The sequence below is a fragment of the Pantoea osteomyelitidis genome (assembly GCF_044342975.1).
Lineage (GTDB): Bacteria > Pseudomonadota > Gammaproteobacteria > Enterobacterales > Enterobacteriaceae > Pantoea > Pantoea osteomyelitidis.
Map to the genome: position 1 here is coordinate 125013 of NZ_JBGFSN010000012.1, position 24937 is coordinate 149949.

18 protein-coding genes are annotated in these 24937 nt (G+C 54.8%); all 18 read right to left on the reverse strand.

All coding sequences use genetic code 11. From position 1 onward, the window contains the following. Positions 1-140: 140 nt before the first annotated feature. The gene (gene traI / locus ABU178_RS19685; RefSeq protein WP_397218095.1) at positions 141-5447 is read right to left on the reverse strand and encodes a conjugative transfer relaxase/helicase TraI; all 5307 of its coding nucleotides are present in this window, start codon (positions 5445-5447) and stop codon (positions 141-143) included. Beyond that, complete coding sequence (gene traD / locus ABU178_RS19690; RefSeq protein WP_397218098.1) at positions 5447-7621, reverse strand: type IV conjugative transfer system coupling protein TraD; 2175 nt, start codon at positions 7619-7621, stop codon at positions 5447-5449. The genes traI and traD overlap by 1 nt, the downstream gene beginning before the upstream one ends. Positions 7622-7799: 178 nt before the next feature. Continuing rightward, positions 7800-8360 (reverse strand): protein traS, encoded by a 561-nt coding sequence (locus ABU178_RS19695; protein ID WP_397218100.1) that lies wholly within the window; start codon positions 8358-8360, stop codon positions 7800-7802. A 14-nt stretch (positions 8361-8374) separates the two neighbouring features. Continuing rightward, a complete protein-coding gene (traG, locus tag ABU178_RS19700; protein ID WP_397218102.1) occupies positions 8375-11269 on the reverse strand; it encodes a conjugal transfer mating-pair stabilization protein TraG in 2895 nt (964 codons plus the stop codon). 1 nt (position 11270) lies between these two features. Then, a complete protein-coding gene (traH, locus tag ABU178_RS19705) occupies positions 11271-12632 on the reverse strand; it encodes a conjugal transfer pilus assembly protein TraH (protein WP_397218104.1) in 1362 nt (453 codons plus the stop codon). Continuing rightward, positions 12632-13237, reverse strand: a complete 606-nt coding sequence (gene trbB / locus ABU178_RS19710; RefSeq protein ID WP_397218106.1) for a type-F conjugative transfer system pilin assembly thiol-disulfide isomerase TrbB — start codon at positions 13235-13237, stop codon at positions 12632-12634. Before trbB ends, traH begins: the two co-directional genes overlap by 1 nt. 25 nt (positions 13238-13262) lie before the next feature. Then, positions 13263-14042 carry a type-F conjugative transfer system pilin assembly protein TraF gene (gene traF, locus ABU178_RS19715; RefSeq protein WP_397218109.1) on the reverse strand — a complete coding sequence of 260 codons (780 nt, stop codon included), beginning with the start codon at positions 14040-14042 and terminating at the stop codon, positions 13263-13265. Next, positions 14039-15868: a type-F conjugative transfer system mating-pair stabilization protein TraN gene (traN, locus tag ABU178_RS19720; protein WP_397218111.1), complete on the reverse strand. Its 1830-nt coding sequence runs from the start codon at positions 15866-15868 to the stop codon at positions 14039-14041. The genes traF and traN overlap by 4 nt, the downstream gene beginning before the upstream one ends. Next, complete coding sequence (gene trbC, locus ABU178_RS19725) at positions 15865-16479, reverse strand: type-F conjugative transfer system pilin assembly protein TrbC (protein ID WP_397218113.1); 615 nt, start codon at positions 16477-16479, stop codon at positions 15865-15867. Before trbC ends, traN begins: the two co-directional genes overlap by 4 nt. Before the next feature lie 104 nt (positions 16480-16583). Continuing rightward, positions 16584-17585 (reverse strand): conjugal transfer pilus assembly protein TraU, encoded by a 1002-nt coding sequence (traU, locus tag ABU178_RS19730; protein WP_397218115.1) that lies wholly within the window; start codon positions 17583-17585, stop codon positions 16584-16586. Beyond that, positions 17578-18216, reverse strand: a complete 639-nt coding sequence (traW, locus tag ABU178_RS19735; protein WP_397218117.1) for a type-F conjugative transfer system protein TraW — start codon at positions 18214-18216, stop codon at positions 17578-17580. Before traW ends, traU begins: the two co-directional genes overlap by 8 nt. Next, positions 18216-18665, reverse strand: coding sequence for a type-F conjugative transfer system protein TrbI (gene trbI, locus ABU178_RS19740; RefSeq protein WP_397218119.1), 450 nt, complete (start codon positions 18663-18665; stop codon positions 18216-18218). Before trbI ends, traW begins: the two co-directional genes overlap by 1 nt. Continuing rightward, a complete protein-coding gene (gene traC / locus ABU178_RS19745; protein ID WP_397218121.1) occupies positions 18662-21253 on the reverse strand; it encodes a type IV secretion system protein TraC in 2592 nt (863 codons plus the stop codon). Before traC ends, trbI begins: the two co-directional genes overlap by 4 nt. Positions 21254-21263: 10 nt before the next feature. Beyond that, entirely contained in the window at positions 21264-21878 is a 615-nt protein-coding gene (traV, locus tag ABU178_RS19750; RefSeq protein WP_397218123.1) for a type IV conjugative transfer system lipoprotein TraV, read from the reverse strand. Positions 21879-21941: 63 nt separating this feature from the next. Beyond that, positions 21942-22166, reverse strand: coding sequence for a TraR/DksA C4-type zinc finger protein (locus ABU178_RS19755; protein WP_397218125.1), 225 nt, complete (start codon positions 22164-22166; stop codon positions 21942-21944). Positions 22167-22276: 110 nt separating this feature from the next. Next, a complete protein-coding gene (gene traB / locus ABU178_RS19760) occupies positions 22277-23638 on the reverse strand; it encodes an F-type conjugal transfer pilus assembly protein TraB (protein ID WP_397218126.1) in 1362 nt (453 codons plus the stop codon). Next, positions 23625-24365 carry a type-F conjugative transfer system secretin TraK gene (gene traK / locus ABU178_RS19765; RefSeq protein WP_397218128.1) on the reverse strand — a complete coding sequence of 247 codons (741 nt, stop codon included), beginning with the start codon at positions 24363-24365 and terminating at the stop codon, positions 23625-23627. Before traK ends, traB begins: the two co-directional genes overlap by 14 nt. Continuing rightward, the gene (gene traE / locus ABU178_RS19770; protein WP_397218130.1) at positions 24355-24918 is read right to left on the reverse strand and encodes a type IV conjugative transfer system protein TraE; all 564 of its coding nucleotides are present in this window, start codon (positions 24916-24918) and stop codon (positions 24355-24357) included. Before traE ends, traK begins: the two co-directional genes overlap by 11 nt. Positions 24919-24937: the final 19 nt, after the last annotated feature.

Here is a 24937-nt window from a genome sequence, read left to right on the forward strand (position 1 = left end):
CCCGTCTACTTCAGGATATCTTCCGGCAGCTGGTCACGCCGCTGACTGGCCTGACCGGTCTGTCTGAACAGTAATACGAACCCGGCCAGCAGAACGACAATAATGACTACAGCAACAGACATACGTTTTTTCTCCCTGGATCAGTCCCCGCCGAGTGTTTTTTCCAGTTTGATGTCTTTTTCCGGCATATTTACCACCCACTCACGTTCGGTACGCAGCATCTGCTCGCGTACCTGCTGGCGGCTACCCCGGCCATCCGCCACCGCTTCATAGATGGCCTCATCCAGCTCACGTTCTCCCCGCGCTGTACCGTCACGCAGGCGACGTTCTTCATCGGCAGACAATAGTGGTTCGGGCTTCGTGCTCTCCTCACCCGGCACTGCCGGCAGCAGTTCACGCCTGGCCTGCTCCGCCAGTTCCTGGGCCGCTTTTTCCTGTGCCTCTGCCAGTTTCTGCTGCTCATCCGGGGGCAGCGTAATGGGGTCTTCCACTTTCGCCGCCGCGTCGGCGTCCGCCACGCTACGCACCGTCCGGGCGACCTCTTCAGGCACCGTGATACGTCCCCCGGTAAGCCGTATGGCATTGAGCAGCCGGTCCTCACCGTGCAGCCGTATCACCACCCCGCTCTCCGGATTCTCCTGTGCCAGCCGCAGCGCCGCTTCCGCACTGTCGGCTATCAGCGTCTGACCGTTGCGGCTCGCCTGCAGCCCTGCAAACTGCGCATCTTCTCCGCCACGCAGCCGGGACGGCTCGCTGAGCACCACGCGCATCCCGTCATCTTCAGTGCGGATTTCCGTCAGCAGCGCCCCGGCCTCTTTACCGTGACGGGTCCAGGCCGGAAGGGCTACATACGGTGTCGGGTATTTCCTGCCGGCAGCGATGAAGCGGGCCATTGTCTCCCCCTCCAGCCCGTTCTCCGCCAGTATCCGGCGTCCGAGCGCCGTTTTGTCGAGCCGGGACGCCGTAGCCAGCAGGCGGTTACCCGTGGCAGCATCCCGGTCACTCTCCTGATGCAGCAGGTCATGAGCGGTTTTACCGCCGTCAGACTGCGCGACCAGCTGTTGCCAGCGCTCCAGGTTGTCCGTGAACACCTGGACATGCTCTTTTGCACGTGACATGGTCACGTAAAGGGATTCCAGCGAAGCCATCATTTTTCGCCCACCTTCGGCACCGAAAAGAGCAATGGCAAACCGCTCGCTGGCACCCTGTACACCATGGACGGTGAGCGCGTAAGCAAGGTCGATATGACGGTCTTCTGTCATCGCCTGCGGGTCGACGACTTTCTCCTGATCGCCCTGGCGGAACCGGATGGCACCGTCGTCAGTGAACCCGGCTACCTCCCACAGACTGTTGGCCACATAGCCCCGGTCGGTGTCAGAGCGGGTAAAACGTACCCGATCCCCCTGGCTCAGGGTCAGTTCGCGGTGGGTGAAGAGGGAAATATCCTGCGTGGTATTCTGCTGCGGCGAAATCAGCACCGACTCTCCTTCGGCATTACGCAGCGTGACCACGGCGTCCTCCGTGTTCACCTCCGCCACCGTCCAGTAGCGCTCGTTCATCATGGCCACCGCGCCGGTGTACTCTGCGAACGTTTCGACGGCCCGCAAAACGTTATCTGGTACCCGCAGCGGCTCCAGCACGGTGAACGTGCGTTCCTCCGCCCCGGTATCGCCCTTCTCATGCCGTGCGGCATGAATGGCTTCATTTATGGCATGACGGTCGGCGTTCAGCTCGGCCACAATCAGCGTCTGCTGCTGCGCCTCCGGCGTTCGCCCCATCCAGTCATCCCGGATGGCGTCGATGATGTCGGTGCGGGCCAGCGACAACGGCTCCGGTGGCATTGCCTGCTGTCCGGCTGTCTGTTCGGCAGCAGCAGGATTGTCCTGTTCTTTTTTCGGCGCCCGAATTTCCATCACGGACTTGTCGGGTACCCATGCTTCGGCCTGCCGCGGTACCTGCTGCGGGGTGACCTCGTCAACCTGACGCAGCGACGTATCAACCTGCCCGGCGATGATGCTTTCGATCGCCGGACGCAGTGCCGGTGACTGTCGCACAATCTCCTGCATCACGACCGTATCAATGGCGCTGCGCTGCTGAACCAGCCGAAACGGCTGACCGGTTGATATAGCCTGCAGCTGCGCGGTATCGCCGCTGGATACCATTCGCCCGCCACCGGCGGCGACAAGCTGATAGAGTTCCGCCATATCGCGGTTACCCACCATCGAGCTTTCATCCGTCAGGAACAGCACGTTGCGGAAATCCGGCGTTTCGCCGCCCTGAATGGCCTGACGGGTTTCGCTCAGGAAACTGGCCAGCGTACGGGCTTCGACACCGGCTTCACGCATTTCATGCACGGCGCGGTGTGTTGGCCCCAGGCCAATGACCTGCGGGCGAACAGAATCAGACAGGGTGTTCAGGGCGCTCATCACCGCGCGGAACTGGGTGGTTTTCCCTACCCCGGCATACCCCTGAATAGCCATAAAGCGGTCGGTACTCTCAAGTACCATCCGGGTGGCCTCACGCTGCCCGACGGTCAGTCCCTTAAGCACCGAGGCGGGCGTCAGGGCCATCAGGGGCGTGACGGCATCCTTGCCTTCAGCGATGTGGCGGATGATGGTCTTTTCCATCTCATACGCCACACGCGGAACCAGCAAGCGGATACCGGCCCCGGCAACCGTATCCAGCGAAATCAGTTCTCCGCTGTTCACCTGACGGGCGATTTCAGCCCGAATATCATTCAGCGGCTGGCCTGACTTCGCGGCCTCAGACAGCAACGCAATCTCGCTGAGATGCACCTTTCCCTGCTGCGCCCGCGGGATAGCCAGACTGACCGCCTGCTCAGTATCCGACATCAGACGCTCCCGGCTGGCTTGCATGGCCTTCTCCAGATTATTTTCGCCCGTCGACTGGCGAACCTGGTCACTGGCGAGGCGCACGGCAGACACGCTTTCCACTTTGCGCGCCGCCTGCCCGGCCTCCAGGGGGGTATAAATCCGGATATTGCTGCCGCTTTGCGCAAGGGCATTCAGGGTTTGTTTACTCAGCCCACGCGGACCCACGGCGGCAAGTACAGTCCGGGAGGCGCTGATACCGGCACCGGTTCCTTCCACATAGTCGTGGGCCAGCTTCACAGCCCGGTCGGTTGACAATCGTAGTTCCCGATCCCCGCTGCGCAGCCGTATCGCACCGTCTTCCAGCCCGGTCACCGTCAGCTGCTCTTTCGCCCGGATAGCGCCCTTCAGCTCACGTCCCAGTGCCCTTACCCGGTCACCCGCAGAAATATCCAGTGTCCGGCTGCGGTACAGGCTCCAGCTGCCGTCCGTCTGCGTCACTTTCAGGGTCAGGCGGTTTCCATCTTCTCCCTGCAATACCAGGCTGTTTGTCGCCTCTGCCACCCGGTTGATGGTGTAGCGGGTCATGGCTTTCTTCTCTGCGTCCCACTGCTCCATCACCATCCCGGCCCGGTAGTTATCGCGCTGATGGCGGGTTTTGCTGTCCATCCACACCGGCTCCAGTACCCGGAGCGTTACCTGCTCCCGGCCCAACTCACCGGCTTCACGCCGGGCATCCCGGATAATGTCTGTCAGCTGTTGCTGTTCACGGGCGCCGCTCACCTGGGCTACCACTTCGCGCCCTTCTGAGGACAGGCGCACATATTCCTGCGCCAGCTGGCTGTAACGACTCCGCTTGTCCGCTTCACTGACCAGGCGGACCTCCGGTAACTGCGTGCCGTAAAATCGGTACTGTGGGATATCGGCGTCTTTCAGTACCGACAGAGCATTGCCCGTCCCCTGCCGGTTCTCAGTATCCATGAAAATCAACTGCGCTCCGGCGTTGAGCGCCTTTTCCTGCAGCAGCACGGTATCCTTCAGCGACAGACGCTCTGCCCGGTCAATGATGACCGTTCCCTGTACTGGCAACACTGTCTCAGCGTTCATCTGCGAGCGAAGCATCACATGGCCTGCCAGGTGCGGGCTTTCTGACAGGAACTGGCCACTGCGACCGTCAGCAGCTATCACCATCACCTCCCGGCCCTGTGATCGCGCCATCATCGCCACGTCCTCCGCGCGTTCACGCAGGGTTTGTGCGCCTCCGCGACCGCTGAGAATAGCTACCGGACTTTTATCTTGTGTCAGCACCGATACGGCATCACTTGCCGGCATATCACGTTGTTGTGCCCGTTCCGGAAAGACGAGCACGGTCTGCTCCTGAAGGGCCGTGCGCGCCAGCTGATGGACGCTGAGTTCGTTAAGCAGGTGGATATCGGAAGTGAAAATGCCCTTTTCCCGATCCAGGGGGATAAGACGCTGACCTTCAATCGCGGCATCAATGCCGGTACGCGCCTGCTCAAACAGGCCCGGCCTTGAAGGCAGGCGATTGACCGTGCCGGACAGCATCTCCGACCAGGTAAACTGGACCTTTTTGTCAGACAACGCCGAAATCGTGTCGCTGACGGCTTTCTGCACCTCTGATTCAGAAATCTCTCCGGAAAACGCGCTACCGGGCTGGCCCGGAGCACGAATACCCTCTGTACCGCCGACAGCAGGACCAGGTGACTCTGCGTGCTTCTGCGCCTGGCTGATATAGTTATCGATATCGAATTTTTCATCGGTTAACCGCCGGCGCCATTCAGCTTTCAGCAGTTCCGGGTCTGCCCAGGCTTTCGCCTGACGGGTATCGAGCGCCGCGACATCGCGGGATTTTTTAGACGCATCCGGCCCTGCGGCTTCGCTGATAGCCTGACTGCGGGTCGAAAACGACGCGACGGGAACATCTTTCAGTTCCCAGAGGCCATTTTTACCGGCAGCAACGGTTTCATAGCCGAGTTTTTCCGCCTCCTGTCTGAATGGCTGCAGGACAAGGTTTCCGATTGCCACCTGCAGCGCATAAAGATTTTCGCCAAATCCGGTTTTCATACGCGTATCGCTGGCCAGTGCCCGCCATTTGTCTTCCGCAAACGTGGCATTGAACACTAACGCATGGGTATGGATCTGCGGATCTAATGCGCGGGAAGTATCATGGTTGTACAGCGCAGCCACCATATTTCCCGTCAGCACGGCGTCAGTTTTTCCACCATCCGTGATACGCGCACTGATAAGCTTCTCAACCTCTTTTATCCCGTTTTCCACGCTGCGATTCCACGCATCCAGCAGCCGGGTATCGCCACCAATCAGAATCATCATTGACACACTTTTTGGGGCAGAAAACGTCAGATCATAGCCGCTGCGGTGTTTATTCACGCCATTGACCATCCTGGAGAGATCGGTGCCGTCCGGGAGTTTTCCCTGTCGTATCGCATCCATATCGACATTAGCCACTTCACCCTTCAGGCCCAGTTTCTCAGCACCTTCACCCAGCCAGCGGGACTCCAGCGAGCCACTGGCATAGTAGTTATCTTCGTGGCTGTAATAGCCAGCATCACCCTTTATCGCGGAAATCGACAGCATCAGTAAACCTCCCTTCCGTCATCATGATCGTGTTCTTTGCCTGATGCATGATTGATGTTTACCTCTTCCCGGCGGGTCATATCGCGGGTCTGATGTGAGGTCTGAGCCCAAGCCTCATACGCTGCAAAATCCACCACCTCACCGTCGCTGTTCAGCCCCGGCGGCATATGCTGTGGTAACTCTTGTTCAATATCCCGTTCTGTCCCTCCAGAGGCGGTCGTGGTAGCGACGACAGTCGTGGCGCCGTTACCCGCCGTATCCGCTGCCGAAGAATAGGAGGATGGCAACACCGCTTGTTGAGAGTCTGGTGACGACGTCTCAGGAAGGAGGGTATTTTCAGGTGCCGGTGTCACAGGGTTAAACAGCCCGTCCAGGTTGCGGCGTTCCTCATCGGTACGGCGGACCAGTTCCTCTTCAATGTTCCGGTCAAGACTGGTCTGTACCTCTCGTAGCAACAGGGCATCAGCCACTTTGGGCATCGCCTCATATTTCATGGAGAGTTTGACGACCGGATAGTCTCCGGGAAGAGTGACATAACACTGGAGATCGTTCAGGGACTGGACGTCGGAGTAGGTCACCACCGTGACGCGTTCTTCCTCCTTGCCAAAGGAAATCCCGTCACGTACCTGTTCATGGCCAAAGCTGGTCTGTTCGCTAAACTTCAGGCGACGGGTTTCCCCGAGATCCTCTTCAACAAACTTCGCTATTTCAGCACTCGGGGAACGGAAGAAGAATTTGGTGTTCAACAGGTCAAAAAGCCCCGCAGCCGCCTTAGGGCCGTAGATTTCTTCCATCTGCGCGATATTCTGAAAGCCCAGCACAAAGCAGCCGCCAAATTTCCGGGCTTCAGAAATAATCCTCGGTAGTGAGGACAATTTATGCAGGGAGGCCAGTTCGTCATAAAAAAACCAGACGCGCCGGTGGCGGTTAGGGCCCATTGCCAGCAAACTGGTGGCAGCAACACTGAGCCACAGCGAAATCAGCGGTTTGAGAGATTCATGGTTTTGTTCATCGGAGGTAATGAAAAGCCAGCCGTTCTTCGATTTATCGGCCTGTCCCTTCATCCACTCCCGGATGGTGAATTTCTCCCGTCCCGGACGGTCAATACCCTGCAGATAACGCATCGCCTTAACATAGTTGGTCAGTACGCTTCGGATAGAGATGGCCGTCTTCTCTATCTTTCCATCAACCAGCGTGGATGCAGGTGTACCGGCAAGGAAAGCACGCAGCTGATCCAGCTGAATGGCCAGAAGTGTACGCAGGAATTTGTTGTAGCTGCGATCGCCATCCTTACGCATGCGCTCTGCACCTTCAGCAAAGATGGTACGCGCACTGCCCTGCCAGAAAGGGTCTTCACCACTGCTGGCCGGAATTAACGTGGCACTGGCATTCTCCAGTTCAGAAATAGTGCGGCATTCTTCCCACAGGTCCCAGTTCGGACAACGGGCATCCAGCGCGTTCAGGACTTTATCGCGGGATTCATCGTAGAAATCCTCCACAAACGTACAGCCCTTGTCGTAGATAATGACCAGATCGCCCCTGTCACGAAGCTGCTTCATAATCTTGCGCATCAGGGTCGATTTACCGGTCGATACTGTGCCATGCATCGCCATATTCTGGATCTCTGAATCCAGCTTCAGCGGCAGGGTATCAATACGGATATCAGACGCCTCTCCGCGCTTTTTCATCAGGCGCGCCACGTCTTTTGGCGAATCGCTGAGTACACGGCCCCCAATGATTTCATCTTCGCTCTGCTTACGACCGGTACGCCCGAGGTACCAGTACACAGCGAGCGTGGCCAGAAAAGCGACCAGCAACGAGGCGCAGCTGGCAATAACCAGCTCCTGTTTCAGTAACTGACCACAATATACGGTGTAACTATCACTGAGCACCTGTCTGGCGCTGTATTTCAGGTTATGTTCATAATAACGAATGGTATATACCGGCTGACTGACCATTTTTTCAGTAAAGGGTGACATCACCCGGACAAACCAGTAAACAATTCCGTTAATCAGGTTCTGAATGCTCATTCGCATCAACAGGACGGCAAAACCAAACAGCACAGTTCCCATGATGACATAATAAGATATCAGGTTATTTATCTGCAGGAACATTTTCAGGCGCATGAAAGCGACCTGACCGCCCTGCGTTAAGTCGCGAGGATTCAGGCTCATTGTATTTTTCCGAAGGCAGACTAATTCGCAGAAATACATGAACAGTGTTTCTGCGAATTAAATAACGAAGTTAGTCACATTCAACATTATTAACAAAAGCATCAACCATGCGGCTGATGCCTGGCAAGCTTTCAAACTCCGGGTCATTTGCTCATGGACAAATACCAGGAGATACGGCTTATTTTGTGGAGTCAGAGAGCAGTTCTTTTACTTTCGACAGGCTGCTCACCACCGCAGGAGTCAAATATCGGGATAAGGAACTCTGTAAAAAAAGAACACTTATGAGAAAAGTCACAAACCATGAGAAACCCAAGCCCGCAACAAAACTCTCTCCAGCGCGCAGCAAAATCAAACCTACAGCGGTATTCACGAGTAAAAGAAAGACACTGTAAAAATGGATTTTTTTCTCAATCATCCCGATTAAAACTGACTGATTTCTTATCTCGCTGCCTAATGCAATCCTCATGCAGACAAGATTATAAGTGGTCATTAAGAATACAAGACTAAAAAAAGCATTAGAGCCCACGGCCAGCACCAACGTATCAAAGTAATGATATTCCCCATGAGCACAATTAATAAATATATCAAAAACAATAAATAACAGCTGAATTGCGTATACAACCATTAGCCTGCTGAAAACAACCTTGAGGATCTGGCTATTTGTTGGAATCTCATAATCTCGATTTTTAAACTCATCCAGAATATAAGCAGCATCCTTTTCCAGTTCTGAGCGTTTCATCCTTCCCCCTCTTACTATTTATTAAACTCTTTCTGCACATTTTCTTTAATTATATTTAACTTATCCCTTCCACTTTCATTATCTCCAATCTTATCATTTTGTCTTTTTTCTTCCTCTACCCTCGCGTCATTAAAGTTTTCATTACCCTGCTCGTATTCTTTCTTCAAGCGATTGTAATCCGCTTTCTCAGAATTATCGGATGAGTTCACAGAATTTTTGTCAGTATCGATCTGAGATTTAACGCTGCTGCGACGATTTTGAACATTAGCGCCAACCTCTCCCTCCTGTTTGACTCCGTTCGCACTGGCCAGTGATTCCATGCTGCCCTGCTGTTGTGCGTATTCCCCCTGAAGATCAATGTGACCTGATGATGCGCCAACACTACCAATCCCGTCATCGGTACGACCTTTATTCTGTTCAAACTCCTGCAGCAATTGAGGTTTCATGCGATCTTCCACAAATTCCTGAACCAGTTTGTCACGTTCTGCACGCACTTCAGGGCTGGCGGCATCTGCCAGTATTCTATCCGCTTCACCCGGACGCTTACTGGTGACATAACCAACAAACTCCTGAGAGTAGTTCTGATTAAAGTTAGCACTGTTATTTTCTGCATAACTGGCCAGCTGTGAGTATTCATGGCTACGGGTAACCGCATCATTAAACTGCGATGCCTGGCTTTTCAGGCTGGAAAAAGTCGATGAAAGTTGATTAGCAAGGGATGATGAAGCATTGTCGGTATGACTGCCGCTGTCCGTCATGCGGGTGGAGGTCACAACGTCCATCGCATCGCGGAAATCTTTAAGCTCCTGAGCACTAAATCCTTTGCTTGTTCCTCCCTGATGGGTCAGATCGGAACTGGTGCCATGCGAGGAGCCACTCCTGCCAGTATATTCGGTCTTCAAATGCCCCTCTACCGAGCCTTTCATCCCTGTAGCAAGTCCAGCAATTTTCCCTAAAATCTGTCGATCAGAATCGAAAGTTATCTGAGCACTTCCGCCTGCGCCAGCACTCATATCCTGGCTCTTGGTTGCCGCAGCCCGTATCCCTTCCGCCAGGGTGGTATTTTCATCCCGGGCGTATCGCGAAGCAATGGACTGAATGGTACTCAACGCTTTGGTCAGATTACTGTTAGTCGACGAGTCAGTCCCTGACACAGTGGTATCGCTGTTTCCACGCTGCTGACTCCACTGATTTAACTGAGACGTCGCCAGGCTGGACGTCTGAGACAGACTGTTATTCAGGCTCTGAGCCTCGCTAATGGCATCGCGCTGCTGTTTCTGCCAGCTGCTTGTTGCGGTTTTACCCAGCATAATATCCACCGGCAATTTTGATATGGACTCAGCATTACTGAATACCTGCTGCCCAGACGATGTCAGCGTCTTCGTGGCCCCGCTTTCCAGCTGGTTCGTCATATGCCCTTCACGATGACTGTAGTTGGTGTCCCACTTGTTACCCTGCACATTTCCGGTCGTCATATTGTTATAGGACCAGTTACCGTCCACGGCCTGAGACGACGACTGGGTGGAGGCAGACTGCAGAGTCTGACCGAGATAGTTCCCCGCCTGCGATACCACCTGCCCCAGCCCCTTCACCATGCCCCAGGCAATAAACGGAATGGACAACGCAAGCCAACCCGCTGTGGTGCCAATATCCGAGTAAGTGTTCTGCACTTGATCGAAAGTGGCCAGCGTTACTGCCGTACTGTTGAGTTTTCCCTGCAGATAAAAATTCATCGCATGGTTCAGGATGGAGAACAGAATGGGCCACATCTGCAGGTAGGCAATGGTGTAGATATAGCCTTTGATAATAATCCAGGAGAGGGAACTCACCACGGCCAGAACAATCAGTACCGGGAACAGCGCCATTGTCATGCCCAACAGTACGCTGTGCATCACCGGCAGTGTATTGGCAGCAATGGATGCGCTGGTTGCCTGTGACAGGCGCATTTTCGTCATCGATGTCTGCGTGGCGGTATTGATCAGTCCGGCAGTATCGCCGTTCTGGGCTGAAAAACTCTCTAGGCTACTGCGCAGGCCATTCATCACCACATTCTTGCGAATGATTTCTGTGGAGGTCATGGAATTGCCGTGGAAATAGTTATAGCTGTCGCCCAGCATTTCGGTGAACAGTGCCGTACTGGCGCCGTTCGTCGGACCAAAAACCTGATTCGTGAAGCCGTGCATACGATTTAAAACCTGCTGCAAAAACGGGGACATATTTCTTCCACTGATATCACTTGATTCAGTATTAATTTTCGTTGCGGCCTGTTCGCAGGTCAGAAAGTTGCGGTTTTTGTCATACAGGCCGCGCAGCGGGCTGGGTTTACTGAATATAAGCGCATACGGATCCGTAGTGTTCATCAGGTCGCCAATGCTGTACTTGTTATTCAGCATGATGTCGCCCACCACGCAGTTATGCACGTAATCCGAGAACATACGCTGGATTTCCGGCTCAGAAAACCGGAAGTCACTGCTCTCCGCCGCCAGCTGCGCCCCGAACAGCATCCCGGTTTTGCTGTAGGTCAGTGCATCCGGGCGGGCAAAAATCGTATCGTAAATCTGCGCCATCCCGGCACCGATGCGGGTAATCAGACTCACAGGCGCGGCAAGCCCCGCGGGAACATTATCCACCTGATAAATCGCAGCAGGCTCCGACAGGTCAATAATTTGCACATTCCGCTTGTCGACGACCAGAACGGCAATCACCAGAACGTAAAATCCTGCCCATTTGACCAGATCCATAATGTTACGGGTCCGGATATAGGTCGCTGCCCCGACAATCACTGAAACGGCAGTGGCCATTGTAATCAGCGCATCACCCGCCCTGCTGTTAAAAAACGCCGCCACGCCATTAAGCGTATCCTGAAACCACGCCCCACCTGCAACGGTATAAATCGTATCAACGTCCATATTAATTCACTCTGCTGAACTGGTAGTTACCCAGCACGCGATCGCTCATCTTCGAGGAGACCTGCTGGCGGATAAAGCGGATTTGCTGCTGCGCGGAAATAAGCGCGTCTTCCTTAATCTGTACCTCCATGCGCAGCGAATTAAGCGCCTGCCGCGCATCGGCCAGCCCGTTTCTCAGTTCCTTCATGTTGGCGCCCGGGTAGTCTTTGGTGGCCAGCGAACCATGAACGACTTTCATTACGGCTTCCAGATACTGGAGATAAATATCGACTGCGATGTAATCCGTTAGCTGGGCAAACAGGGATTGCGAGACACTCAGGGACGACTGGTCAACAATCCAGGAAAGGATGGGAATGGAGGTACTGTTGATGAACTGCTTCTCTTTTTCCGTCAGCGGTGTGTCGGTGATGGCTTTGTTCTCGATGCTGGTCAGCATGTCCTGCACCATCTTAATGAGAGATTTGTCTGCAGAAATCGTCACATTACTCAGGGTCGGGGACAGACATTTATTCTGGTTATCGCAGACGTACACTTTCGCACTGCCGCCGCTCATCATTGCTGTCAGCAGGCTGCGATCGGATGCCAGCGAAGACAGGATACGCACCTCTCCGGAACTGCCGAAAATCACCGATCCGCTGATACTCATAGCAAACTGACGCAACTCCGCATTGTTGCTGAGCGTGCTGTTACCAAGCGCATTCCACATCAGGTTGATATCTTTCAGCACCTGGTCCTTTTCCGCGCCTGTGGCTTTATCAGTGACAGAGCCGTATTTCCCGCCTGAGGTACAGCCCTGACGGGAAGCCACCCAGTCCGAAAACACGCTTTTCTGCCCGCCGACAGACTGGCAGACGTTCTGCTGGCTCTCCCCCCATAAGGATGCCACGTTGTCGACCATTGCCTTCGCCGACTGGCAGCTGGACATATTGAAACGGTTAATATCGGCGGCCATCTTTTGCAGAAAGTCTTTCGCCGCTTTCAGCTCCGGCACGGTGGTTTCCAGCGCGAGGTCGAAAAAGTATCCCGAAGCGTTGGCCATCGTCTGTTTCACAAAAGCCGTAATTTGGTCAGAGTTAATGAAAGAAAACGCGCCCAGATACATATCGATGCCACCACAGCCGGCGTTGATGGAAGGCAGGCTGATGGAAACCAGCTGAATGTTCTTGTTACCGGTACGGGCATAGAATGAGCCTCCGGACACGTAGCGGGCGGCCTGTCCCTGCCAGACTTTTGCAGAGGTGGTGTTACTGGCATAACTCATATCATTAAAAAAAGAGTTCATGTCATCCTGCAGCCCGGCAAGCGCTGTGCCTGTACTGTACAGGCACAGCGTAAACGCCAGGCAGAGCGGTTTCAGTCGCATTATTGTTTTCCCTGAGGTTGAGGATTTTTGCCTGCCTGTCTGTTCAGCGCCATGCGCAGCACATCATTGAGCCGGTTGCGGAACTCACCGGATCCTGCCGCCCCCTGCAACAGCGGCCAGGTTTCCATTGTGTTGACGTTGGTCAGAAAAGTGGTCGGGGTGGCCACCGGCAGCCCGTTCTGGAAATATTCCACCATCACATCCGGGGTTGCCGGCAGTACATCGGGAAACTCAACATCGCCCTTCCCGTCAAGGCTGATGGGAAAGACACCAAGACCGGTCTGCTGAGAAAAGGTTTTCAGTACCGGGGCGAACTGGCGGCAGTACTGGCAGGTCGACTGCATAAACAGCACCACCTTCCAGTCCTGCAAATTCACTTTCCTGCCATCACTCAGCGCATACCAGACGGGAGCCGTATTCTGAGCAGCACGGTCTGTGGTCGTCGACGCCCTGTTCTCTGGCAGCCCGGGAGAATCCATCGCAAGGGCGCGCCGGCCCGTTTTCCCGGCTTCCAGAGCACGAATATCATCCAGTGTCCCGGCCTGCAGACAGCCGGGCAGCATCGCCGCCATCAGAATGGCGGTCCGCAATACAGTAATAAGCATGGGATACCTTAAAGGACAGGTGTTATCAGTAGGCCGGAGCAAAATGGGTCAGAACGCTGACCATCTGGCGGTCCAGGTCGTCGTGGCTCATAAAACCCCATGCGAGGGGTTGCCACTGGTGAGTTTTCGGATCAACCAGAAACGTGGCCGGGAAGTGGGTGACACGCATTTTTTCAGCCTGTCCGCTGTCAGGGCGACTTTGCGGAAGCTGCTCGCTGAGTTTACCGTCCACGCTGACGGCCATCAGGCTGATCCCCCGATCTTCACAGAAAGCCCGTATCACCCCGGCCATCAGGTTGTCGACGGCATTGTTGCCCCGGTAAAAGAAAAACAGACCGTAACGCTGCTCCACCTGGCTTATCACCGCGCTCTGGATCTTCTTCTCTTCTGTCAGGCGGGCTTCAACCGTGCTGTTGTAATGGCTGCGTTTTACGTTGTAGTCCAGCTCCGGATACTTGAGTCGTGCCAGTTTTGCCGTCTGGGTAAAATCGGTCGCGCGGTCGGTCCAGAAGTTTTGCAGCGTCATAAAACGACGGAAATTTTCTGCAGACGGATACAGGATGGCTGTGTCCAGCGCTTCGCGGGTCGCCTGTTGCAGCACCTTTTTCTGCTCTGATGGCGTCATGCTGACCAGTCGTTCGTGCAGTTTCGGTACCGGAACGGGTTCAGGTTCAGCCTCCTGCGCCTGCGGGTTATACCACTGCCATCCTTCTTCCCGGGCATAGTTGGGTGCCAGCACCTCTTCAGGAGCGGCTTGCAGCGATGCAGTAATAAGAAGCACAATCGCACCGATGACATATCTCACGGGGCATTCTCCTTCATTTTTTCCGCGATGATATCCTGCGCTTTTTTCAGCAGCGCCTGATCTTCCGGAATGTCACTGCCGGTATTAAGATCACTGTAAAAGTCGCTGAAGTTCATTCTGCCGAAATCCAGACGCTGCAGTTCATCCACCGTGATGCCACGGCAGTCCGGAGATTTGCCACTGCCGAAGCCCACGCCCAGCTGGTCACGACGACCCTGCTCCTGGACTATGCGGGCCAGTTTGGAGTCGAACTGGCAGTAGCCACGCTTTTTCTCCAGACACACCCCGAGGTCTTTTTTACTGCAGTATTCCCCGACATAAACCGTCAGTTTCTTCTCTTTGGCCTTGCCCAACGCTTTTTCATCGCTACTGCAGCTCGACAGCCCCACATCCTGGCCCCATCCGGAATCCTTGCAGCAGTTATTAAAGCCCGCCGCCATTTTTTTGCAGGATTTGGCTTCGCCGGTGAAAGCCCGGACGTTTTCACCATTCAGTTCAGCCACGTCTTTGCCCGCAGCCGCGACAGCAGCCAGCACGGAGACAGCCTGACCAAACATGTTACTGGTTCCTGTCTGCCCCTGAGCGCAGCTGCCGTCCGTACAAAAGAACTCGCCGCCGCAAATCTGTCCGTTACCCGTTTTTTTTCGTTCACAGGAGTAAGTCACTTGCTGACTCACACAAAAACCATCCACCGTGTCGGCGCACTGACTACGGGTCACCGTACAGGCAGGGTCCCTCATATACTCCCCGCATGTTCCTTCCGTCTCTGTCTGGGTCAGGTATATGTCCTGCCATTTCCAGCAGTTCTGGTGGATATTGTAGGTTTTTCCTTCAACAACAACTGTCCGGTTGCCTCCCGGCTCAACACATTGAGAGCCGGTCATTGCCCCTTCCGTCTTGCTGAACGGACAGCTTTCCGACCATTCTACTCGTGGCACCCACTCCCGACTTTTAACCTGCATCACCAGTGTCAGCGTTAAGCGCGTTTTTCCACTGGTCAAATCGTTGAAGATATTGTTATCCAGCGTCCCGGTACAGCTGCCGTTACCGCTGCAGCTTGTCCCGCTGAGAGCCTGTCCTTTGGTCAGTGTCATCCCAGTAGCACCTCCAAGTGCAACGGTGTCATTCCAGGTCAGATTGAATGTGGTATTCATAAAGCTCGCCCGGGAATTCAGGAGATAATTCTGCGTGGTCACGTTCAGGCTTGCACTGCGTATGATGCCCGCTTCCGGAGCGGCCACACTGAAGACGATCTGCTTTCCGGAACGACTGAAATTAAAGGCGGTAAGGGTGTAGGTTTTAATCTCTGTCGTCTCTTTCCAGTCGCCAACAATGGTCGCTGTGCGTGAGCAGTACTGCTCAATTTTCGTGTCCCGCAGACACTGATGCGTTGTGATTTCGGTAAAACTCGCAGGCTGGTCCACGCAGCCATCGAATCCGCCGCCGGTGATGGTTTCCGCTTTCGCCTGCATATTCAGTCCTTCGGAGATAAACGGTGCATCCAGCGATGGTTTGTTGTCTGCCGGGATATTAAGGATGAATTCCGTGATGGTTTTTCCGGCTTCAGAACTGTTAAGCGCGGCAGAACCCGGCGATGTCATATCCACGCCTGATGCGGTCACCCCGCCGTAGTACCCGCTTTCAGAAGGAGACGTCGTGTAGCCGGGGATTACTTCAGCGGGCTTAAATACCTGAATGGCATCAGCGCCCTGGCTTTTGTTCGCTTTCCCCAGCTGCATTCCCTGATTAAACTGGTCGTTAGCGATGAGCGATTGCACAAGAAAGGCTGGCGCCACAGCCATCAACAAAATGTGTTTCCGTTTCATTCAGCCGCCTCGCCCAGTAGGCTTTTAGCGGTCTGCGCACAGTCGCCCTCTTCTGCCACGCGTTTCAGTGCCTGATGCAGCTTGAGATCCCCCTGAAGACGGTCGACTTTATCGCCCTGATTACCGCAGGCGACAATCAGTACCGGTACGGCAGTGATGTTGTATTTACGAAAAGTAGTCGGGTCTATCTGCACACCGCCGGTATTACTCTCCTTCACCAGCCCGGCGACAGCATTCGCCGTGGCCCGCATGTCGCCGTTCACCATCCCCCGGATAACTACCGGGATATTGAGGACCGCCGCGTCCTGAACTCGCTGTTTCAGCTCATCAGGTGGCATTGAGAAAGAGACAAAAACCAGCGCAGCATCAACAGGACGCTCGCCGGGTTGCATGGACTGCCGGAACTGCTGCGCCTGAGCCTCAATGAACGACTGCTCCTGCGGCGCCAGCGGATGGGCCTGCTTCAGAAGCTCTGGCGTCTGCAGAGACTGAAATCGCTGACGGTCCAGCTTTAATTGTTCCCTGATAAACTGGCGGTTTTCCGCATGTTCAGTTGCCTGAGCCAGCCCTGCGGTAAACAGGGCGAGAAGAAGAAGCAGTGTTTTACTCACAGTGCTGGCTCCTCTGGCAGTAAGTATGCCGGGCCATAAGCCATTTCGGCGGAGCGGCTGAAGACAAACTCATACTTTTTTTGCTCACAAACATACTGTGCTCCTTAAAGGAAAACGCAGTTGCGTTTACGCCAGAAGAGATACCCGAAGTTTCGACGGTCGTTGGGCATGTTCTTGCCGGTTTCCCAGCGGGTCACGCTGCGTCCCAGCGGATGGCACTGTCCTGCATCGGGATATTTGTTGACCAGGTGATAACGCCAGCGGCTTTTCGGAATGATGGGAGACGGATATTCAAAGCAGACCGCCGTATCCGAACCAACGGAGTTCATGATCATGCCCTGCCGGTGAAGCTTGAAGGCCATACGTTCACTGAGCAGCAGGGAGGTCTGCATAGGGCTGAATTCGTTCGATACCCATCCATTAAACGGGTACATACTTCCCTGAGAGCCGGCACACCAGAACAAAGGGTCCAGTGGCATATGCACCAGGCTTGCGGCGGCGTCTGCTGCACAGGCTGCCTGCGCAATAACGTTGCCGAAAAGAATCGCTTCAGGCTGGATAATCATGCTGAGCGAGCTGCTGTCCCACATCGGATCAAGTTCAGACAGGTATCCGATGTCCATGTCTCCTCCCTGCAAACAGCCCATCGACGTGATGATGTTCAGCCAGTATGTCAGCGGGTATTTGTACCAGTGGACATGGTAGAACGCGCCGGCGTTTACCCTGTTCTCCTGTCCGCCGGTCCCGGTACCGACATTCCCCACGTTAATATTGAAACCGCCCAGATTCACCATGCAGTAGGGGGAGCGGGTCACATCAGTCAGCGCCATCGGCTCCCAGTAGCCAATGGCCAGCCCCACACGATAGAAAATCCCCATCGGACAAAACTGGATGGGCATGCCCGGATTCGGTGTATCCGGCTGACGTCCTTTTGCCACGGGCACATTGCCAATGGTGACCGGGAAAATGCACTCCCAGCAGACATCGGTGATCGGGTTTACAAAACGGCCTTCGCACTCCACGGAAGCGCTGGTTGTTGCAGCCTGACTCACTGACGGCCAGCTGAGGACAAAAGTCAGGAGCAACAGAACAAGTGTCCTATTCATGGGCATCTCCGGGGCCAGGAATGGCAAAGGTATCTACCCGAAGGCGGCGACGATCTTCTGAAAGCGTCACCCGGGCAGGGATAGCTGTCAGTTCAAACTTCCTGCTTAGCGTGCCGTCCTGGTCAAAATAAATACGCGTGTCCAGGGCTTTTGTTGCTTCACGGATATCGCCGTTGACCAGAATGACGCGGTACGTCAGCGTTCCGGGCTTCTGCTCTTTCATCCAGGCCAGTTGCTGCGGGTTATCTGCATCAATAAAGTAGAGCGTGTCGGTGAACGGGACGGTATCCAGCGGATTTATCACTTGCCCTTTGCGGGCAAACACCCGCCCCTGATGGTCTTTCAGATCCTCCCCGACGGTCAGCGACGGATCGATATAGTGCGTGGTGTTCTTCTGTGCCAGGGTGAGTCCTTCTACCGGCTTCGGGCGCAGGGTGTTTTCAATGACGCGCTGTTTGAATGCATCCTGCGCCCGGGCCATCTCGCCGCTGGCCTCCATTGCCTTCAGGCGGGTCTGGATGGTGGTGAGTATGTCCTGTTCGGTAATGGGATACATCTCCCCCCATGTCCCCAGATTTTTTCCCTGAACCATGCCGGATATCAGTAACAGTACCAGCAGCCCTTTTTTCATCAGTTGCCACCATCTTCAGCCATCCGGTGCGCCACCCCGTTCTGGATCTCAGCGGTGATGTCTGCGGCTCCGCTGACCACTGCGGGTGTCACCAGGATCAACGCATCATGGCGGCGCTGCCAGTCCTGTAACTCCGCATTGAGGCTGGTCATAAATCGATCTGTCAATGCTGTAATCTGCGTCTCATCCAGCAAGTGTTCCCTGGCCTGTTCGGTGAACTGATCCAGCGTTTTTTTCATATCAAATGACACAACCGTCGGCGTGCGCCAGCTAATCAGTAATGACGTGACAGCAGCGTTGATACACAGGATCGTGGCGGTGACCAGCAGAAGACTGCGCAGACAGCGGCGCTTCTGGCGTTCGCGTTGTGTCATTTTTTTCCTGACAGGTTTTTCTTTTCCCGGGACATCATTAACCTGTGGTTCTGTGTCAGGATGCTGCGTTGTCATACGGCCTCCGCCAGCGCTTCCAGTTCGCGCATCTCATCAGGGAAGTTACGTTGTGCCAGCTGGTATACCGCGTCATGGATATCCATGCCCTGTTCCCGGCACTGGCGAATAAATTCGAAGTCATCACCTTTTGAACTGAACATGGCCCGGCTGAGCGGATCGACAAAGAGCCGATGGAAACTGCAGGTATCATTGATGCGCAGCATAAAGGAAGAGAACCACTGGTCTTTGGCATCGCCGAACTTGCCGATAACATTGCGCTCCAGCTCGCTGAACTGGTTGGGACGGTTCTGGTTATACTGCTTAAACTCAGAGGCATCCTGTTTGAGGATCACCTTGAAGGCAGAGTTACCCCAGGCCGCTTTTGCAGCGCCGGAGGCATCATCGGCGTCAAAGTCTTTGATGTTCTGGCTGATGGTGATGAAAGCGCCACGGTGGCGGCGTACCGTGCGGTAGCCTGTTTCAATGAACTGACCGACCTTCTCATTTTTAAAGTTGAGCAGCTTCCAGCCTTCGTCGATGGTGCAACATTTCTTCAGGCTGCGCGGCGTGCGGTACATTTTGTCTTCGATGTAGATGATGAGGGAAAACATCACCGCAACCAGCAGGTCAGGTTTATCCTGCAGCCCTCCCAGCTCCAGGACGATAAAGCGGGCATTATCGGTCAGTGACGGTTCATCGCTGTTGAAGTATTCGCCATAGATCCCCCAGGAACAGTACTTCCCGAGCAGTTCGATAATTTCATCCAGGCGATTGGTGATACCCGGCGAGTTCTGATATTTCTCATCCTCACGGATGGCGGTCAGTTTCTGGACGACGTGGTCTATACGTGCTTTTTCCCTGTGCGCTTCCCAGGCTTCCTGCACACCGCGCAGCAACAGACTGTGATGTACTTCATCCAGCGTGCCATTGGGACTGGCCAGCACCGCCAGCTGATCACGGATACGTTCCCCGGACTCATTGATATTTGAAATATTGGCAAACGGATTGAATTTTAATGACTTACCGTCAAGGTATGTGCCACCCACGTTCTCACAGAACGATTTGTAGCCGTCCCCCATATCAAACACCCAGGCGATACCGCCGGAGTCCAGCACGCTGCGCAGAATAGGCTGCACCAGACCGGTCTTACCTGCCCCCGAAGTGCCAGTGACCGCCATGTTGTAATTGGTGTTGCCCATCCCGTCCCCGTAGATATCGAGGAACGCCAGTTGGTTACGGTAGGACGGCGTCAGCAATCCCCCTTGACCCAGCCGGTTGTCGGCCACCACCGGCAACAGATTCACGGCCTGGATACTCTCCGCCCGGCATGTGGCTCCGCCCATTTTGATATCTTCCCACAGCCCTTCCGCATGAATGAAGGGGATCATCGCTATCCAGTTACGGAACTGCATATAGGTCGGGGAAAACAAATCTATGCCATTCTTCTTGAAGGTATTAATGACCTGTTGTTCGCAGACCAGCGCATCCTCATCCGTATCCGGACAGAACGTGGTGACGTTATAGTAATAGCGGACAATACAGGTCTGGTTGCTGTTAAGATGCTCGCGGATTTCCTTCCATTCTTTAGCCTGTTTGGCCACGCCGGGAAACAGGGTGGCATAGGGAGAGTTGGCTTTTTTCTCCCGGTCGAGATACTTGCGCGTGGCTTCCCCCTGCGTCGCCACCTGGTCTTCGGCCTCCATCACCATCGTAATGACGAACGGGCTGGCGATTGTCAGATCGGGGCTGAGCAGGTTGGACAGGTTATCGCCCCCCATCCACAGCATGAACATATCCGGGTTGTTCTCCAACATAAAATTCATGGCCCGCGAGGTGGTCATGCTGCCGTGACGATCGGCCAGGCTGATGCGTACATCGTCAGGAAAAATATCGATGCCGATACGCTGGTCAATGCAGCGCTGATGCAGCTCATCAAATTTACCGACACGTACGTTATCCGGGTACAACTGATCATGACGGGCATTCAGCATCCCGTGAACCAGCGTGGCCAGCTCCTGGTCATCTGCCGCCTGCGTGTAAATTTTTGCCGCGTCCAGCGAGGAACGCAGAACCTTCAGGATATGAGCGACTTCCGTCATCACTGCCGCCGTCCGCTTCTTCGCCTTTACGCAGTAAGAAATATACAGACGGTAGTCACGCAGGGTCAGCGGCAGGCCGGTCGGGCTGTTGAACTGCTGCTGCGCCGCGCGCTGATAATACGCCCGCGTGATACGGTTAAATTTGTCAGCATGCTTCCCCTGCCAGCGGAACTCGGACAGGCCACGGTCAAGCTGATCGCCGATCAGCTTGCTGGACACCAGGTGGAATGAAATCGGCGTCTTGCGCGGCAGCTTGCTTTTGATGAGATCTTCCAGCACATACACAATCTGTTCGTTGGCGCCGATAAGAGGCTCTGCACGTAGCAGAAAGCCCACCGTACTGCGGTTCACAAACAGCCCACTGTCACGGTCATAGTCACGGTACGGCAGGACGCTGGTCAGCTGCGGAAAGTCCAGGCTGGCCAGATTGCGCGTCATCTCCGACGCGCCATCGGGCATCCGGAAGGCGTTCTGCAGATTTTCCAGCACGCTCAGAAATTTTTTCACCCGAAACTCCTCAATTCACCCGGGACGGAAGAACCCAGTCCGCCGGACGGACCACAAAAGACACACGACCGGGCTGATGGAAGGCGTTATCGCTGTCCACCCAGGGCGCTATCCAGACCGTGGCGATCTGTTCCTGACTGCGTTGTGGATGCACAGATCCGGGATTGTCACAGCGCACGCTCTGGCATGACGGTGCCGGAACGATGGCTGATGCCGCCGGACGTAAAGCCGGTGGTCGCGAAACATTTGTTACCTGCGTTCCGTCAACCGGACGGGATGTCAGTGTGGACGTTTCAGAGTGCGTATTTATACCTGCGGATGTGCCTGCAGAAACGGCAGGCGCGGTGCTGACTGGCCTGGTCGCGGCAGGGAAACTGACGACGGTACGGGATGCCGACGATACAGCTGTCGCAGAGGTAGTCGGAAGATTAACCAGGGAAGGCAGTCCGCCCGCAGCCTGCTTTCCCGCCTGTTTTGCCGCCTTGTCCCGGGCCAGTTGATTAGCCTTCGTCATGGTCATACAGGTATCAGACGTTGTGGCATCGCAGTCGAAGCTGCTTTTTACACCGGCACAGCCGGATAACAGCAGGGTGCAGCCTGCCAGCAAGAGTGTGATTTTGTTCATCTCTATGTTCCCCCTTCCCCTGTTCCCTCGGACCAGCACATTCCCTTTTTTGCTTTCCATCGTTTATCTCAAATAATGTTTTTGCCGAATTTCAATGTTCCGCTGACATTCAGTACAGGTACGCACACCGGGTACCGCTTTCTGACGCCTTTCCTGAATGGCGTTTCCACAGGACTCACATCGGGTAAGGCTTTCCCCCTTCGCGCTGAATTTCTGTCTTACTGCCTGAATATGCAGCCTGTTCAAAAGGTCTTCCTGCTCCTGCAACTGATCCAGTTCGTCTGCCATTGCCCTTCCTGTTTATGCTGTCCGGACACGCTACCGCCCATCCCTTTCACGTCTTCCAGGGCACTGACTATTCCGGATTGTGTTGTTCTGGCCGGTTTACCGGCTCCCGTTTACTGCGTAATGACCTGACCACTGGTCGGATCGACGGTGTCCCCTACCCTGAAGTCCTGCAATTGCTTCAGCATGTCCGGCGTGCTACCCGGCATAGCCGCAGGTGCTGATAAGGCAGAGGGTTGATTTTGTTTCTTACGTGCCGCAGCTTTCGCACGGGCTTCCTCCAGCGTTTCAAGCTGGAAGCCGTCCTGGAAAACCAGCGTGACCTCATTACCCGCCCCGATCGGGATAACCGGGTGGTATTGTTCAGCACGTTTGATGTAGTAATCAGAAAGTGTCTTTGCCGCAGAACTGACGCCGCCGCCCAGCCCGGCCTGGCCGATATCGCCGGCACTCATACTGGCGGTGGCGCCCACTCCGACCGTTGTGGATGAGGCTTTCTCGATCCCCTTGCCGATACCATCGAGGAAACCGGCCCCTCCCGCGTAAAGCAGGATCTGGCCATTACGCATGACCACTTCACCCCTGATGCCGTTTTTGCCCATAAAGGACACATGACCGGCAATTTTCTGGTCGATGTTTTCATCACCCAGCTTGCAGCTGATCGCTCGGGTACGAACGATGGCTCGTTCACTGGAAACATCACCCCAGGCCTCCAGCGTCACAAAGCAGCCGGTCAGGTCGAATTCGGCATCGTTTGGCATCTGCACTTTGCCGGTCAGTCGTAACTGCATCGGGGCGGTATTTTTGTCGCCGGTAACGGACGCATTGGCATCTGCTCCTTCCACCACAATTCCTTCGGCAAAACTGCCGGAAGAAATCCACGGAAAACGGGGCTTATTCGGTCCGGTATCCGGCAGGCCGAATTCCTGGCTGTCCATCACTCCCGGACGCTGAACGGGGGTCATCACCGGTGCGGCAGGTGCCTGCGCGCCGCCTGCTGGCCAGAAACTGGTTGGAGGGGGAACCTCACCTGCCGGAGCAGGTTTTCCCTGAGAGGCGAGTGCTCCCGGCAACGGTTCGGCATCGAGAGAATCGAAATTCTTACCGGCTTCGAGTTGTGTCTGCAGCAATTTGTTCTCGTCTTCCAGTTCACGAATCCGATCCTGTGAATCTGTCAGATCCCGACCAATAAGCCCCATTTCTGTACGTAGCTTTTTAATTTCCGTCTGAGTTTCTTTATTCAGCCGCTGCGCTTCCGCAATGGCGGAACGCTGGACCTTATTGTCAAAGGACTGATTGACCACCCCGGTCATGTCCGGCGCGGGTTCACCTTTTGGCACTTTTGCGGGCGGGGTTTTCTTCAGGTTCATCTCTGAGAACATCCAGGTCCCGGCTCCGCCTGCCCCTATCCCCAGAACAAGGGCTACCAGCAGGGCAACCTGACGACGACGGACAACTTTGTTAATGTTGGCCATCTTCACTCTCCCCGTTTTCACGGATGACGATGATGGTCATCGTTCCTCCGCCCATCAGAGACTGCGCGTTATTACCAAACATCACTGCACGGACTCCGGGCTTCCAGAAGTCCTGCTCCCGGAGCGTCACTCCCCAGCTGTTGGTATTGCGCAGTTCATAGCTGTCGGCCCGCAGCTGATCTCCAGCCCAGGCTTTTTGTGGCGTAACTGAAAACCCGCCGGGAACGTGAATGCCGTCTGCCAGCGGTTTCACTTCGCCATAGCCGTCAGGCATAACCCCTGTCAGCACGCCACGGTTGAGACTGATGAGCAGCTTTTCGTAAGCCTGAGAGGTTTCCCATTTACGGGTTTCCGGACGTCCCGGCGGCTCTGCGCTTATCAGCCGGTAGACGCGCCCTTCACCTTTCACGGGAGTGGCAACGACAGAGAACGTCTGGCCCAGCGCGCTTTCCACATACAGCGTGAAGGTCCGGGTGGCTACAGAGGTGAACAGCACCCCACCGGCAGACGTCAGTCGCTTGTCTGCCAGCATTCCGCCCTGAGCGGTGATCGCAGTGACTTTGTCACCCGGAATGAAAATCATGTTGGGATCGGTGTTGCTGATACTGAGCCGGAACTGTCCGCCCTGCGGAAAACTGAGCGTAACCGGAAACTGCGCCTGCGCAGTCCAGGGCAAGGCGACCATCATGGCGGTACCTAACAACAACGCCGGAAGGTTATTTTTCATTGGTCACCTCATAGAAGCGGCCAATACGGGTAAAGCCTCCGGTGTACTTCAGACGAAGCCGGTAGGTTTTTAATTCCGTGACAGGTTTTGAGTTGCCAATCCACATTTTCAGCACACCGCGTACATCGATGCGCCCGTCAACGGGATAAACATTGATTTCAGTGGTGTAAAACGTGGAATTCACATCACTGGCTTTAATCTGTGCAGCCTCTTCCTGCAGAACTTGTTTAAATTCCTTGCGGGCTTCCGGTTCGACAAAAGACATCAAAAAAGCATGGTTGGAATCCACCGTTTCGGGGGAGACGTTAAGACGCAGGGCCAGGAAGGACAGCGTCATCATCCGGAAAAACTCGGTATCGGCTTTTGTTTCCGATACAACGAAAGGCGCGTTATAAGTCATCGGCGTGACAACCGTACGCTGCTCATGGATGAGTGTTCTGTTGGTCACAGCCAGCCATGCCACGGCAAAACCCAGAATAAAGACCATTGTCGTGAGCGACAGAATAAAAATGGCAATAATTTTAGTGGATGAATTGCGAGCACTGATTTCCATAATATGGCCCTGCGTACAT

Excerpts from the sequence above, each read along its gene's own strand:
- traV (WP_397218123.1), bottom strand. The coding sequence starts at position 21,878 with ATGAACAAAATCACACTCTTGCTGGCAGGCTGCACCCTGCTGTTATCC.
- traW (WP_397218117.1), bottom strand. The coding sequence starts at position 18,216 with ATGAAAAAAGGGCTGCTGGTACTGTTACTGATATCCGGCATGGTTCAG.
- traD (WP_397218098.1), bottom strand. The coding sequence starts at position 7,621 with ATGAGCCTGAATCCTCGCGACTTAACGCAGGGCGGTCAGGTCGCTTTC.
- trbI (WP_397218119.1), bottom strand. The coding sequence starts at position 18,665 with ATGACAACGCAGCATCCTGACACAGAACCACAGGTTAATGATGTCCCG.
- traE (WP_397218130.1), bottom strand. The coding sequence starts at position 24,918 with ATGGAAATCAGTGCTCGCAATTCATCCACTAAAATTATTGCCATTTTT.
- ABU178_RS19755 (WP_397218125.1), bottom strand. The coding sequence starts at position 22,166 with ATGGCAGACGAACTGGATCAGTTGCAGGAGCAGGAAGACCTTTTGAAC.
- traK (WP_397218128.1), bottom strand. The coding sequence starts at position 24,365 with ATGAAAAATAACCTTCCGGCGTTGTTGTTAGGTACCGCCATGATGGTC.
- traB (WP_397218126.1), bottom strand. The coding sequence starts at position 23,638 with ATGGCCAACATTAACAAAGTTGTCCGTCGTCGTCAGGTTGCCCTGCTG.
- traH (WP_397218104.1), bottom strand. The coding sequence starts at position 12,632 with ATGCGACTGAAACCGCTCTGCCTGGCGTTTACGCTGTGCCTGTACAGT.
- traN (WP_397218111.1), bottom strand. The coding sequence starts at position 15,868 with ATGAAACGGAAACACATTTTGTTGATGGCTGTGGCGCCAGCCTTTCTT.
- trbB (WP_397218106.1), bottom strand. The coding sequence starts at position 13,237 with ATGCTTATTACTGTATTGCGGACCGCCATTCTGATGGCGGCGATGCTG.
- ABU178_RS19695 (WP_397218100.1), bottom strand. The coding sequence starts at position 8,360 with ATGAAACGCTCAGAACTGGAAAAGGATGCTGCTTATATTCTGGATGAG.
- traU (WP_397218115.1), bottom strand. The coding sequence starts at position 17,585 with ATGAATAGGACACTTGTTCTGTTGCTCCTGACTTTTGTCCTCAGCTGG.
- traI (WP_397218095.1), bottom strand. The coding sequence starts at position 5,447 with ATGCTGTCGATTTCCGCGATAAAGGGTGATGCTGGCTATTACAGCCAC.
- traG (WP_397218102.1), bottom strand. The coding sequence starts at position 11,269 with ATGGACGTTGATACGATTTATACCGTTGCAGGTGGGGCGTGGTTTCAG.